Origin of the sequence: Paenochrobactrum gallinarii (assembly GCF_014205685.1) — a bacterium.
Classification (GTDB): Bacteria; Pseudomonadota; Alphaproteobacteria; order Rhizobiales; family Rhizobiaceae; genus Paenochrobactrum; species Paenochrobactrum gallinarii.
This window is the reverse complement of sequence record NZ_JACIIU010000004.1, coordinates 75,762-89,500: the sequence shown is the minus strand read 5'-3', so window position 1 is coordinate 89,500 and position 13,739 is coordinate 75,762. Positions and strand designations below refer to the sequence as shown.

General features: G+C 52.1%; 11 protein-coding genes. 3 read left to right on the top strand and 8 right to left on the bottom strand.

All coding sequences use genetic code 11. From position 1 onward, the window contains the following. Window positions 1-129: 129 nt before the first annotated feature. From FHS77_RS06265 to FHS77_RS06255, 3 genes are all read right to left on the bottom strand, one after another. Window positions 130-2,556 carry a DNA translocase FtsK gene (locus FHS77_RS06265; protein ID WP_246431258.1) on the bottom strand — a complete coding sequence of 809 codons (2,427 nt, stop codon included), beginning with the start codon at window positions 2,554-2,556 and terminating at the stop codon, window positions 130-132. 549 nt (window positions 2,557-3,105) lie between these two features. Further along, the gene (locus FHS77_RS06260) at window positions 3,106-4,128 is read right to left on the bottom strand and encodes a DmpA family aminopeptidase (protein WP_184221437.1); all 1,023 of its coding nucleotides are present in this window, start codon (window positions 4,126-4,128) and stop codon (window positions 3,106-3,108) included. A gap of 17 nt (window positions 4,129-4,145) precedes the next feature. Continuing rightward, window positions 4,146-5,009, bottom strand: coding sequence for a D-amino-acid transaminase (locus FHS77_RS06255; RefSeq protein WP_184221435.1), 864 nt, complete (start codon window positions 5,007-5,009; stop codon window positions 4,146-4,148). A gap of 153 nt (window positions 5,010-5,162) precedes the next feature. On the opposite strand from FHS77_RS06255, the gene FHS77_RS06250 reads away from it, so the two are divergent. Then, a complete protein-coding gene (locus FHS77_RS06250) occupies window positions 5,163-6,059 on the top strand; it encodes a LysR substrate-binding domain-containing protein (RefSeq protein WP_184221433.1) in 897 nt (298 codons plus the stop codon). A gap of 51 nt (window positions 6,060-6,110) precedes the next feature. Further along, the gene (locus FHS77_RS06245) at window positions 6,111-7,430 is read left to right on the top strand and encodes an MFS transporter (RefSeq protein ID WP_184221431.1); all 1,320 of its coding nucleotides are present in this window, start codon (window positions 6,111-6,113) and stop codon (window positions 7,428-7,430) included. Between the two features lie 7 nt (window positions 7,431-7,437). On the opposite strand, the gene alkB is transcribed toward FHS77_RS06245, so the two are convergent. Next, entirely contained in the window at window positions 7,438-8,091 is a 654-nt protein-coding gene (gene alkB, locus FHS77_RS06240) for a DNA oxidative demethylase AlkB (RefSeq protein WP_184221428.1), read from the bottom strand. 16 nt (window positions 8,092-8,107) lie between these two features. Further along, entirely contained in the window at window positions 8,108-9,535 is a 1,428-nt protein-coding gene (locus FHS77_RS06235; RefSeq protein ID WP_184221426.1) for an aldehyde dehydrogenase family protein, read from the bottom strand. A gap of 128 nt (window positions 9,536-9,663) precedes the next feature. Here FHS77_RS06235 and arsC point away from each other — a divergent pair, with 128 nt between their 5' ends. Further along, window positions 9,664-10,014, top strand: coding sequence for an arsenate reductase (glutaredoxin) (arsC, locus tag FHS77_RS06230; protein ID WP_184221424.1), 351 nt, complete (start codon window positions 9,664-9,666; stop codon window positions 10,012-10,014). A gap of 59 nt (window positions 10,015-10,073) precedes the next feature. On the opposite strand, the gene FHS77_RS06225 is transcribed toward arsC, so the two are convergent. Genes FHS77_RS06225 through FHS77_RS06215 form a run of 3 tightly spaced genes read right to left on the bottom strand, consistent with a single transcriptional unit; the run spans window position 10,074 to window position 13,726 of the window. Next, a complete protein-coding gene (locus FHS77_RS06225) occupies window positions 10,074-11,678 on the bottom strand; it encodes an ABC transporter ATP-binding protein (protein ID WP_184221422.1) in 1,605 nt (534 codons plus the stop codon). A gap of 1 nt (window position 11,679) precedes the next feature. After that, window positions 11,680-12,810, bottom strand: a complete 1,131-nt coding sequence (locus tag FHS77_RS06220) for an ABC transporter permease (protein ID WP_184221420.1) — start codon at window positions 12,808-12,810, stop codon at window positions 11,680-11,682. Continuing rightward, a complete protein-coding gene (locus tag FHS77_RS06215) occupies window positions 12,803-13,726 on the bottom strand; it encodes an ABC transporter permease subunit (protein WP_184221418.1) in 924 nt (307 codons plus the stop codon). Before FHS77_RS06215 ends, FHS77_RS06220 begins: the two co-directional genes overlap by 8 nt. Window positions 13,727-13,739: the final 13 nt, after the last annotated feature.

The following is a 13,739-nucleotide window of genomic DNA, read 5'->3' as shown; positions in this document are numbered from 1 at the left end:
ATTGATGACATGGACAATCAAGCCGCTGTGATAGAGTATTTTAGTGGGTTTTAAAATGCAAAAAGCGGCTCTGAAATGCAGAGCCGCTTGATGTTGTTCAATGTGTGGACTGTTATAAAGCCCGATTTTTTAAGCGTTGTCGCGATTGCCAACGAGGATTTCTCGCTTGCCGACATGGTTGGCGGCACCAACAAGGCCTTCTTTTTCCATGCGTTCCACTAGTGAGGCAGCGCGGTTATAACCGATGCCAAGACGACGCTGGATGTAAGAGGTAGAGCATTTTTTATCACGCATCACCACTTTGACAGCCTGCTGGTAATATTCATCACCATCTTCTGCACCAGCGCTGGACTGATCGAAGACTGCGCTGTCTTCTTCGGCGGCTTCTTCTTCGTCTTCTTCTGCAGTAACGGTCGCCAGATAATCCGGTCGCCCCTGTTCTTTCAGGTGGGACACAACTTTTTCGACTTCTTCATCGGAAACGAACGGACCATGCACACGCACAATGCGTCCGCCGCCGGCCATATGCAGCATGTCACCCTGACCGAGCAGTTGTTCGGCACCCATTTCACCCAAAATCGTACGGCTGTCGATTTTTGATGTGACCTGGAAGGAAATACGGGTCGGGAAGTTGGCTTTGATTGTACCGGTGATCACATCAACAGACGGGCGCTGTGTCGCCATGATGAGATGGATACCGGCCGCACGTGCCATCTGTGCCAGACGCTGTACAGCACCTTCGATTTCCTTGCCCGCAACCATCATCAGATCGGCCATTTCGTCGATGATAACGACGATATAAGGCATCGGGGTCAGATCAAGCTCTTCCTGAACATAGACCGGCTCGCCGGTTTCTTTGTCAAAGCCGGACTGTACTGTGCACATGACAGTTTCGCCCTTGCCCTTGGCGCTTGCTGCACGGGCATTGAAGCCTTCAATGTTGCGCACGCCGAGACGAGCCATCTTGCGATAGCGCTCTTCCATTTCGCGCACAGCCCATTTCAGCGCTACAACCGCCTTTTTCGGGTCGGTCACAACAGGGGTGAGCAGATGCGGAATACCGTCATAGATCGACAGTTCCAGCATTTTCGGATCCACCATGATCAGGCGGCATTCTTCCGGCTTGAAGCGATAAAGCAGCGACAGGATCATGGTATTGATGGCAACCGACTTACCGGAACCGGTGGTGCCGGCAACCAGCAGGTGAGGCATTTTAGCTAGTTCAGCAATGATAGGCTCGCCGCCAATGGCTTTACCCAAGCCCAATGGCAGGTGATATTCAGAATCCTGAAACGCTTTGGATTCAATCATTTCACGAAAATAAACCGTTTCACGATTGGCATTCGGCAGTTCAATGCCGATGACATTGCGGCCTGGTACCACAGCAACGCGGGCTGAAAGCGCAGACATCGAGCGGGCAATATCATCTGCCAGACCAATCACGCGGGAGGATTTAACCCCTGGTGCCGGTTCAAATTCATAAAGCGTAACCACAGGCCCTGGGCGAACATGGATGATTTCACCACGCACACCGAAATCTTCGAGCACGCTTTCCAGCAAACCGGCGCTGCGCTCCAGCATTTCCTGTGTGATGACCGTGCCGTCCATTGCAGGTGGTTCCTGCAAGAGTGAGCGCGGCGGGAATTCATATTCACCAGCTACATATTCAACTGCAGTTTGCGGCAGAGGCGCTGGTTGATAAGGCGCGGCCGGAGTTGCAATACGTGCAAAACTCGGTGCAGCAGGGGAGGGGGCGGAAATCTCTTCCACTTCCATTTCTTCCTCAGCCTCGATGTCGTCTGCTTCTTCTAAATCGGCGCTGACTTCGAGCATAACAGGCTGCTCAATTGCCTCTGCGTCTTCAACCTCAGGCGCAACTTCGGCAACAGCCGGTGCGGCTTCCATAGCTGGCGCTTCTGCAACCGGAGCTTCAACAATTGCCTCGGCAACAGTTTCCACGGCAGCTGTTTCTGCAACAGTTGTTTCTTCAGCCGCAACAGCTTCTGTAGTGGTTGTTACTTCTGCTTGTGCATTGCGCGGCTTGTTCCATTCAACAACACGGAACTGTGCCAAAATATCAACAACTGGCGCTTCAGCCACTTCTTCAACTTTGACGTCTTCGACAGGTTCTGCAACGACAGCTACAGGTGCGGCTTCAACCGCAGCCGGAGCCAGAGCCAGAGGTGCATCGCTCAGGCTTGAAAAGTCAAAACCTTCAAAAAAAGCAAAGTCGGAGAGAAGGTGGGTTACATCTTTACGAACCGGTGTTTCCGCTGGCTCGCTGATGATGGAGGCAGGGGCTGAAACAACAGTGGCGGTCACTGGCGCAACGACAGGCTCTTCTGCAACAGGTGTTGCAGCAATTGTGGTTGTCTGCACCGGCCCGGCAGCCTGAACCGGCGCAGCAGGTGCAACTTCATGGCTTTTCACGGCCGCATCCAGATGTGGTGTCTGCACATGCGAAGTTGTCGTGCTTGCTGTTGGTGTGGTGACAGGGCTTGCCGGTGTCGCGGCCAAACCTTGTGAAACACTTTCCTGCAAGCTTGCAACGGCCATCGGCTGCTCAACAGGTGTGACCGAGCTGACACTTGTATCCACAGCCTGTACAGATGGAGCAGAGTTGCGCGTATTAATATCGGGCAGTGTTTCACCGCGACGACGTGCAAGTTCGGCTTCCGGTGTGCGGGTAAAACGCACATTCTGGCCAAGGGCAAAATGTGCTTTCCACGCCGGATCAATCTGGGCAGCAGCCGTCGCCGGACCGCTGGTGCCGCGGATATCCTGCTGCGCGTTTTCGCGTGTCTGATGTGACGCAGATGCGCTTTCGGCGCTGTCTGTTGTCATTGGGGAAAAATTACTGCTGAGATTACGCATGACACCTGAACCAACTCGTATGTAAGCCTTAGAACGTGCCTTAGTAATAGAAAATGAAGGTTAACAACCTCCTTCTACAGCAGTAACTATTTAACCCTCAATCAAGCATAAAGCCCGCGAATGCGGGCTTTAACGTGGTAAAAAATTATTTTAACGGCGCACAACAGACATATAAAGAGAAGAAAAGAACTGTCTTTACGATTCTGCTTGGCGGTGAAGATAAATGAAGTGTTAAGCTTCCAGCCAGTTACGCAAAGAAAGACGGCTGTTTCCGGCGCGCCCTGTCATTGCATCAGCGGCGCACATCGAATTAAGCACTGATTCTTGTGTCGCTTCAGTGGCTGCACGGAAAAGCTGATCGATGCGATTCTCATTCAAAGCCTGAATAGAAATCAGATCGCTTTTCTCATCATGGTCAAATGTCACGGCAGTGCTGAAACCAACAGCAATATCGCCGCTGCCATGTCCCCAGAAAGCACCAAGACGGGCAAGACCGGCACCGCAGCGTTTGGTGACGCGCTGTAACTGGCGGTGTTCCAGCGGAATGTCGGTGGCAAGAATGAGAATGACCGAGCCTTTTTCAGCCTCAGATTTAACGCGCGGGTCAGGGCGGCGACCATCCGGCAGGGTCAGATCACCGGCACGGCCAAAATTGGTCAGTGCCAGCACGCCGACATGATAATCATTGCCGTCCAGCTTAATGACGCGGGACGCAGTACCGATGCCGCCCTTAAAGCCAAAGCAGGTCATGCCTGTGCCCGCGCCGACATTGCCTTCGGCAACATGCGTGCCAGCATTTTTCAGAGCCAGACGTGCATGGTCTTCGGTCACTGCAAGGGCTTGAATATCATTGAGCGGACCGTCATTGCACTCGCAAACAACCGGATTAACGGTTGCGGTCGTGCGGCCGATATCAGGGTTTTGGGCGATCGCATCACGGATCAGCGCATTGGCGCAAGTGCCAACCCCGAATGTATTGGTGAGCAGGATAGGTGTTTCCAGTGAGCCCAGTTCATTGATCTGGACAAGGCCGGTGCTTTTGCCAAAGCCATTAATGACTTCGCTGGCGGCCAGCACTTTGCGGCGATAAAGATTACCGCTATGGGGCAAAATGGCGGTGACACCAGTATTGATGTCACCGTCTTTTATTGTGTGATGTCCAACGAGAACGCCCGGCACATCCGTGATTGCATTCATTGCCCCTGTCGGCATGGTTCCGCAGAGAATATTAAAATCACGGATACGTGCATTCATCGTTTTTAATCCTTTTATCAGATAATTGGCTCTGCACTGGTGCGAGCCAGTTCCATGTAGATTTCCTGTAAGCGCAGGGTCAGCGAGCCCGGCTTGCCGTCAGCAATGACATGTTCCTGAATACGGATAACCGGTGTGACAAAGCTTGAGGCGCTGGTCAGGAAAGCTTCCTTGGCGTTGAAGGCTTCTTCAGGTGTGAAAAGACGTTCTTCAACAGTCAGATTTTGCTCTTCAGCAATTTTCAGCACGGCCTTACGGGTGCAGCCCGGCAGAATTTTGTTGGAGTTTGGACGGGTGATCAGCACATCGTCTTTGGTGATGATGAATGCGGTGGAAGAGCCGCCTTCGGTAATGTGGTTGTCTTCAACCAGCCACACATCCTGATAACCGGCATCATGGGCGGTTTTCTTGGCCAGAACCTGTGCCAGCAGCATGGTGGTTTTGATGTCGCGACGTGTCCAGCGGTTGTCGGGCGCCAGATCAATAGCGATACCGTTTTTGGCGGCTGCGCTGTTGGTGATGTTTTTCACCTGTGTCAGCATGACAAAGTTAGGTTTCATATCTGCTGCATAGCCAAAATCACGCTCGGCGGTGCCGCGGGTGATTTGCATGTAAACCACGCCTTCGCGCAGATTATTGCGGCGAATCAATTCAGCTTGCAGCTTAATGATCTCTTCTTTTGGCATCGGCATAGGAATGTCGATTTCGCCTAAAGAGCGTTCCAGACGGGTCAAATGAAGATCATTATCAACCAGGCGGCCTTCAACGACAGCACTGACTTCATAAATAGCATCAGCAAAAAGAAAACCGCGGTCAAAGATAGAAATTTTGGCGTCCTGTTCGCTCACGAACTGGTTGTTGAGATAAATAGTTCTTGTCACAAGGAACACTCCGGTGGGGCCATGAAAAAAAGCAATAAGGTAATTTAGGCAATTAATGCTGTGACGGCTATTGCTTTGTTTTGCAATTCTTATGCAAGAAATGCATAAGGATGAGAGTGCTAAAATTCTCTTCGATGAAGGACAGGTTGTTAAATGGAACTGAAATGGCTGGAGGACTTTACTGTTCTCGCTTCGACTTCCAGTTTTACGCGTGCTTCAGAGTTGCGCCATGTGACGCAATCAGCGTTTAGCCGTCGTATCAAACAGCTGGAAATCTGGCTTGGCGTGACATTGGTGAACCGTGCGACCTTTCCGGCTGAACTGACCAAAGAGGGCAAAGCCTTTTTGCCGGTGGCGCAGGAAACATTGCGCAATTTTTATCGTACCCGTGCGGCTTTGCAGCCTAATGGTGACGAGCTGAAAATTGTCAGCTTCTCCGGCCTTCAAACTCTGACTGTTACCTTCTTTCCGATATGGCTGCAAAAGCTGCAAGAGCAGATGGGGCCGATCCAGTCGCGCCTGTGCCCGGATCGCGGCGGCATTGAAGAAAATGTCGAAACGCTTTCTGATGGTGAAGCCGACTTTTTGCTGACCTATGCGCATGAAAATGTGCCATTTCATCTCGATACAAGCCATTATGCTTATCATATATTGGGCGAGGAGCGCTTGCTGCCGGTTTCAGCCCCTCATCCTGATGGTTTTTTGCTCGATAAAGCAATGGCGGATGGCACTGAACTGGCCTTTTTAAGCTATGGCGATACGTCTTTTTTTGGCACGGCCTTGGAAAAACAATTTACCCAAGTGCCGGATTTCAAGCGCCGCGTTGTGCATGAAAACACCATGTCTGTCGGCTTGAAGGCGATGGCTCTGGCTGGCTGGGGTGTTGCCTGGCTGCCGGAAAGTCTGATCGCGGCAGAACTTGCCAACGGACAATTGGTGCTGGCAAGCAATGATGAACAATGGCAGATTACCTCGGAAATCCGCATCTATCGCCATTTAAAAACATTGTCGCCACGAGCTGAAACCCTCTGGCAAAATGTGATCAAGTGAATTATCGAAATATGATTATCGGTGCACAAGGCAGGCGAGGAGCCATCAATCGTGACCCCAGTTAAGCAAACAATCGAACAAACATTGGATCAGGCGGGCACAGGGCGTTTCCAGCGTCATTTGCTTGGTGTATTCGGCCTTGTCTGGGCAGCGGATGCCATGCAGGTGCTGGCGGTTGGTTTTACCAGTGCCTCCATCGCGCTGACCTTTGGCCTCACTTTGCCGCAGGCATTGCAGACAGGCACTTTGTTTTTCTTAGGAATGCTGATTGGTGCGGCTTTGTTTGGCCGGTTGGCGGATAAATATGGCCGCCGACGGGTACTGCTCATCACCGTTGCGTGTGATGCGGTGTTTGGTTTGCTGTCAGCCTTTTCGCCAAGTTTTGGTATTCTTTTGGGGCTTCGTTTTCTCACCGGTATGGCCGTTGGCGGCACATTGCCGGTTGATTATGCGATGATGGCTGAGTTTCTGCCGAGCAAAACCCGTGGTCGCTGGCTGGTGATGCTGGAAGGTTTCTGGGCGGTTGGCACGGTGGTGATTGCGTTGGCCGCATGGGGTGCCAGCCTTGCCGGTGTTGAAGACGCATGGCGCTATATTTTCATCGTCACTGCTGCACCTGCATTGATTGGCATCTGGTTGCGCATCTGGGTGCCGGAATCTCCGATGCACCTGATGAAAAACGGAGAGCAGGAACAAGCCAAACATGTGATGAACCGCGTTTTGCGCACCAATGGCAAGCCGGAACTTGATGCAAATATAAAGCTGACTGCACCGCAACTGGTCAGCAATGAAAGCCTGTTTTCACCGACTTTACGCCAGCGCACACTCACAACATTGGCGATCTGGTTCTTGGTGTCGGTTTCTTATTACGGCATTTTCACATGGATTCCCGCCAAGCTTTCCAGCGATGGTTTCGGCTTTGTGCGCGGTTATGGTTTCTTGGTTATTGTCGCATTGGCGCAATTGCCGGGCTATGCACTGGCAGCTTACGGCGTTGAAACATGGGGGCGTCGCAATACGCTGATCGCTTTCCTGTTTATCAGTGCGGCCGCTTGTTTCCTCTTTACCATTGCCGGTAGTTCGTTCCTCGTTGGCATGTCTATTTTGGTGATGAGCTTTGCGCTTCTGGGCACATGGGGCGCGCTTTACGCCTTCACGCCGGAACTCTACCCGACTGCACTGCGCGGCAGTGGTATGGGAGCTGCCGGCGCCATGGCACGTCTTGGCGGCTTGCTCGCCCCATCCGTGCTGGCATGGGTGATCAGCCAGAGCTTTATCATAGCGGTCGGCATGTTTGCTGCGCTGTTGCTGGTAGCGGCAATTATTGCCTTCTTCATTGATGTGGAAACCAAACAGCAGGCGCTGACTTAAAAATCAGTCAGAGCGCTTTTCTGAATGTTAAATTGATGCGCGAGCGCCTGAAGATCGGGTGCTCGCCTTCTTTAAGCGGTAAAATACCGTGATAGTAAAGCCGTGATGCGCCACCCCAAACGACCACATCACTGTGATGGAGCGGGTATTTGGTAATTTTATCCTGGCGACTTAATCCACCAAATTGAAAAACAGCAGGCAATCCCAGCGAGACCGACACAATCGGGTGGTGCAGGTCTTGTTCGTCTTTATCCTGATGCAGTGATAGTTTACTGGCGGGCAAATAGCGGTTCATCAGGCAAACATCGGGCTTAAAATCAGCGTAACCAGCTTGTTTGGCTGCTTGCTGTGCCAGTGTCAAAAAAGCCTGCGGCATGGCAGGCCATGGTTGTTGCGTCATCGGATCAACCGGATCATAGCGATAGCCGGTTCGATCAGAAACCCAGCCGGCTTTGCCGCAATTGGTCATGGCAACTGACATTTGATAGCCGCCTGGTGTCACCAAATGACGAAACGGTGAGATATCCACCACCTGCCGCAATGCGGTTAAAATATCTGCTTCATAGGGGCTTGCAAATTGGCGCAGTAAAATTGCCCCTTCCGCCATATGTTCCACTGGCGGAAGGGATGGTGCCTGATTTGCGAATAAATCAAATGTCATGAGCGCTGGTTGTTATTCAAGCTTCCTCGTAACCGAGAATGCCTTTGATTTCCAAAAACTCCATCAGGCCGAATAAGCCATATTCGCGGCCATTACCGGATTGTTTGTAGCCACCGAAAGGTGCCGCACTATCCCAATCAGGGCGGTTGATGCGCACGGTGCCGGTGCGGAGCTTTGGTGCAATAGCGCGTGCTTCTTCCAGATCACCCTGAATATAAGATGCAAGCCCGTATTCGGTATCATTGGCCAATTCGATAGCGTTTTCAACGGTGTCATATTCGAGAATAGAAAGCACTGGGCCAAAGATTTCTTCACGCGCGATACGCATATCTTGCTGCACACGGGCAAAGACGGTCGGGCGCACATAATAGCCGCTGTTAAGTTCTGCCGGACGACCGGTGCCGCCGGTTACCAGTTCCGCACCTTCATCAATGCCGGATTGGATGAGTTCTTGAATTTTGTTGTATTGAACTTCGCTGACCACAGGGCCCATGGTGGTGTTAGCATCGGACGGTGCGCCAACGCGCACTTTTTCCGCAGCTACTTTGGCAAGTGCGATCACTTCATCCATTTTTTCTGAAGGCACATACATGCGGGTCGGCGCATTACAAGACTGGCCGCTATTGTTAAAGCAATGGAAAACGCCAGCCGGAATGGCTTTTTTCAGATCAGCACTGCGCAGCACTATATTGGGTGATTTGCCGCCCAGTTCCTGATGCACGCGCTTTACAGTTGGTGCGGCACTTTGTGCGACAATCACACCAGCGCGGGTGGAACCGGTGAAGGAAACCATGTCGACATCTTTATGCTCTGCCAGCACCTGCCCGACACTTGGGCCGTCACCATTGACCAGATTGAATACGCCTTTCGGCACGCCCGCTTCATGCATGATCTCGGCAAACAGAATGGCGTTTAACGGAGCAATTTCGGAAGGCTTCAGCACCATAGTGCAACCGGCAGCAATGGCAGGTGCAACTTTGGAGGCGATCTGGTTGATCGGCCAGTTCCAAGGGGTAATCATCGCCACAACGCCAACAGGCTCATGGGTGATTTTGGTTTGCCCCTGCATATAATCGAAATCAAACTCTTCGAGTGTTTTGATCATCTGCGCCAAATGGCCGGTGCCGATGCCTGCCTGATCGCTGATCGCCATATCCAGCGGTGCGCCCATCTCCTGCGAGATCACTTTGCCGAATTCTTCAGTGCGCGCATTATAGGCGGCCAGAATGCGTTTCAGCAGCTCAAGGCGCTCTTGTTTGGTTGTCTGTGAAAAGCTGGTGAAAGCTGCTTTTGCAGCTGCAACGGCTTTGTCAGCATCGGCCTTGCTACCTGCGGAAATAGTGGCAAAGATCTGCTCGGTGGAAGGATCAATCACATCAATCGTAGCAGGCACCACCGGATCAACCCATGCGCCATCTATATAGAATTTCTTGGAATTTTGCATGGGTGGCTCCTGTACTGAATTGGATTGGTTTGTGATAATCAAAGTTAAATATCGTATTTATAGACATGGGCACTATCGCGGTTCACGTCAACCGCAATCATAAAGCGCTTATGTGAAACGGAGAAGAAATGTCAGTTACCATCTATCATAATCCGGCTTGCAGCACATCCCGTAATGCACTGGCGGCAATCCGTGAAAAAGGCATTGAACCGCTCATTGTTGAATATTTGAAAACACCACCAAGCCGCGATGAGTTGAAAGCCGTGATTGCAAAATCGGGCGAGCCGGTGCGTCATTTTCTGCGTGAGCGTGGCACGCCTTTCGATGAGCTTGGCCTTGGCGATGAAAGCCTGTCCGATGATGCATTGCTGGATGCAATGATGGCGCATCCGGTGCTGATTAACCGCCCTATTGTGGTCAGTGATAAAGGCGCTGTTCTTTGCCGCCCTTTGGCAAAAGTTTTTGACGTGCTGCCATAATTAAAAAAAGGCGGTCTCTGATGAGGCCGCCTTTTTCGTTTGTGTCTTTAAAAGCAGTTTTAAGTGCCGAAGCGCTTGTCGCTTAAAGCTGCCTGCATCAGCGTTTTGGTGTAAGCCTCACGCGGATGGTCAAACACCTGCACTGTGTCACCCTGCTCAACGATTTTGCCGTTTTGCATGACAATCACATAGTCAGACACGGCACGCACCACCGCCATATCATGGCTGATGAAGAGATAAGACAGGCCATATTGTGCCTGTAAATCACGCAGCAATGTCACGACTTGTTTTTGCACCGAGCGGTCTAGCGCACTGGTCGGCTCGTCCAGCACAATGACGCGTGGCTTCAAAATCATGGTGCGGGCAATCGCAATACGCTGCCGCTGACCGCCGGAAAATTCGTGCGGATAGCGGTTCCGCATGGACGGATCCAACCCCACTTCCAAAAGGGCTGCACAGGCACGCTCATCGCGTTGTTTAGCGGTCAGTGACGGCTCGTGGATCAGCAGGCCTTCGGTGATGATACGGCCGATGGTCATGCGTGGCGAAAGCGAACCGAACGGATCCTGAAACACCAATTGCAGTTCACGGCGCATTGGCCGCATATCCTGCGGATCAAGCGGTAGCTCTTTGCCTAAATAGGCAATTTTACCGTCTGCTTTAAGAAGGCGTAAAATGGCGCGTCCGAGCGTTGATTTCCCGGAACCGGATTCGCCCACCACACCGATGGTTTGCCCCTCTTTTAAGGTCAGCGAAATATCGTTGACGGCCTTGAGGACAGTTGTCGCTTTGAACCAGCTTTTTTTCAGGTCGAAGCTGACAGTGACATTGTCGGCTTGCATCAAAACCGGTGCATCCGCTGGTGGCGGGCTCTTGGTGCCTTCCGGCTCTGCATCAAGCAGCATTTTGGTGTAGTTATGCTCAGGCTGCTGGAAGATTTTCTGCGTTTCCGCCGCTTCCACCACTTCGCCGTTGCGCATCACATAGACCTTGTCGGCAAAGCGTTTGACGATGCCCAGATCATGGGTGATGAAGACAATCGCCATGCCGAGGCGTTTTTGCAAATCGGCAAGCAGCTCCATGATCTGCGCCTGAATGGTCACATCAAGCGCTGTGGTCGGTTCGTCGGCAATGAGGATATCCGGATTGTTGGCGAGCGCCATTGCAATCATGACGCGCTGACGCTGGCCGCCGGAAAGCTCATAAGGATAGCTGTCGATGCGGCGTTCCGGTTCAGGGATGCCAACGAGTTTCAACAATTCGATAATGCGCGGGCGGGCAGTTTTTTTGGTATAACCGCCATGGAAGCGCAAAGGTTCTGCCAATTGTTCGCCAATGCGGTAGAGCGGGTCAAGCGAGGTCATCGGCTCCTGAAAAATCATGGTGATTTTCGCACCACGGATTTTATTTAAGCTCTGATCGCTCATGCCGATCATATCCTGACCACGATAAAGGGCTTGACCGCTGGCTTTACCGTTTTGGGAAAGCAGCCCCATAATGGCCATGGTTGTCTGGCTTTTGCCGGAGCCGGATTCACCGACAATGGCAATGGTTTCTCCGGCCTTCACATCCAGATCAATGCCACGCACGGCTTCTACCGGCCCGTCATTGGTGGAAAATGTAACGCGAAGGTCGCGGACAGTCAGAATGCTTTCTTGTGTCATATCAACGATCCTTCGGGTCTAAGCTGTCGCGCAATCCGTCGCCAAGGAAATTCAGGGCGAAGAGAATGGTTGTGAGGGTCAAAGCCGGCCAAATCAATTGCCATGAAGCGCCGCGCATGTTTTGCGCACCTTCCGAGATCAGTAACCCAAGCGATGTCATCGGGTCTTGAACGCCAAGACCGAGGAAGGACAGCAGACTTTCAAGCAAAATGGCCTTTGGTACCAAGAGAGTGACAAACACAATCACCGGCCCCAGAGCGTTGGGGATGATGTGACGGGTGATGATGCCGCGTCGTGTGGCACCAAGGGCTTCTGCCGCTTGTACAAATTCCTGTCGTTTGAGGCTCAGTGTTTGTCCGCGCACAATGCGTGCCATGTCCAGCCACTCTGTGGCACCAATGGCAATGAAGATGATGAAAATCGACCTGCCGAAAAACACCAGCATGAGAATGACGAAGAAGATGAAGGGAAGCGAATAAAGAATATCCACAACACGCATCATCACGTTGTCGACGCGTCCGCCCAAATAACCCGAAATCGCCCCATAGCCGACGCCCAGCACCAAAGACATAATGGAAGCAAGAAGGCCGATCGCCAGCGAGATACGTACACCGATCATGGTGCGTGAAAGCATATCACGTCCCAGATTGTCGGTGCCGAGCAGGAAGTAATTGCGTGCTACATTGAGCGTCAGTGTGCCGCTTAACCCATCAGGCGCCAGTTCGATTTTGGGCTTGCTGAAGAGATCAGAGCGCTCGAAATAGCGCAAAACACGTTCATCTGTCTCACGCTGTGCGGTGAAAGGCACTGTAATATTGCTGCCTGATAGTTCCGGCTCGGCCGATGCTTTTAGTCGGGCGCGCGCCATTTCTTTTTCAAGGCCGGGCAAGACGGTGTCTGCACGTGGATAAGCTTCAAGGCTTGGTGCCACCCGCACAAATTGCGGGTAGATTTTATCATAAGGATGCGGGCTCAGCATTGGCCCGAAAATGCTCGCTAAAGTCAGCACAGCAAGCACAATCGCGCTGGCAACAGCCGCTTTGTTTTTGCGCAGGCGAATCCACGCATCCTGCCAGAGTGAACGTCCGGCAATCGCTGGTGCTTGAGCGGAATTTACAGATAAATCAGTCATAACGCACCCGTGGATCAAGCCATGCATAAATGAGGTCGACAATGAGATTGAACAGCACAACGAAAACCGCAATCACCACAACGGTGCCCATCACCAGTGTATAGTCGCGTCCCAATGCACCTTGCACGAAGTAACGACCAATACCCGGAATGCCATAAATGGTTTCGATCACCACTGAACCGGTGAGAAGTGAAGCAGCGGTTGGCCCCAGATAAGAGACCGCCGGCAACATGGCGGCACGCAAGGCATGAACACCCACCACAATGCGGGTTGGCAGGCCGTAGGCACGGGCTGTGCGCACATGGTTGGCGCGCAATGCCTCAATGGTGGCACCGCGCACCAGACGTGCGATGACGCCCACTTGCGGCAATGCAAGCGTGATAACCGGCAAGATCCAGTAGGTAACATCTGCCGATGACCAGCCACCGGCCGGGACCCAGCCCAAAATCACACCGAAAAACAGGCTGAGGATTGGGGCGACGACAAAGTTTGGTGTCGTGATACCAAAGGTTGCGATGGCAACGATTGCATAATCGAATTTCGAATTTTGCTTCAACGCTGCGATACAGCCAAGAATCGTACCGATAATGGCGGCCAGTGACAGGCCGAGCGCACCAAGCATAATGGAAACAGGCAGACCGGCTGCAAACAGATCATTGACGCTAAAGTCGCGACGGGCAAAACTTGGCCCCAGATCACCTTGTAAGAGATTGCCCAGATAAATCAGATATTGCTGCCATAAAGGCGCATCCATATTATAGGCTTTGCGCAAGTTTGCCATGATCAGCGGATCAATCGGCCGCTCCAGGTCAAATGGCCCGCCCGGAGCTAATCGGATCATAAAAAATGTGATAGTGACGATAATTAAGACAGTGGGTATTGCGCCAGCAAGTCGTCGGAGTGTGTAGCTTAACATCGGTTTATTCCTT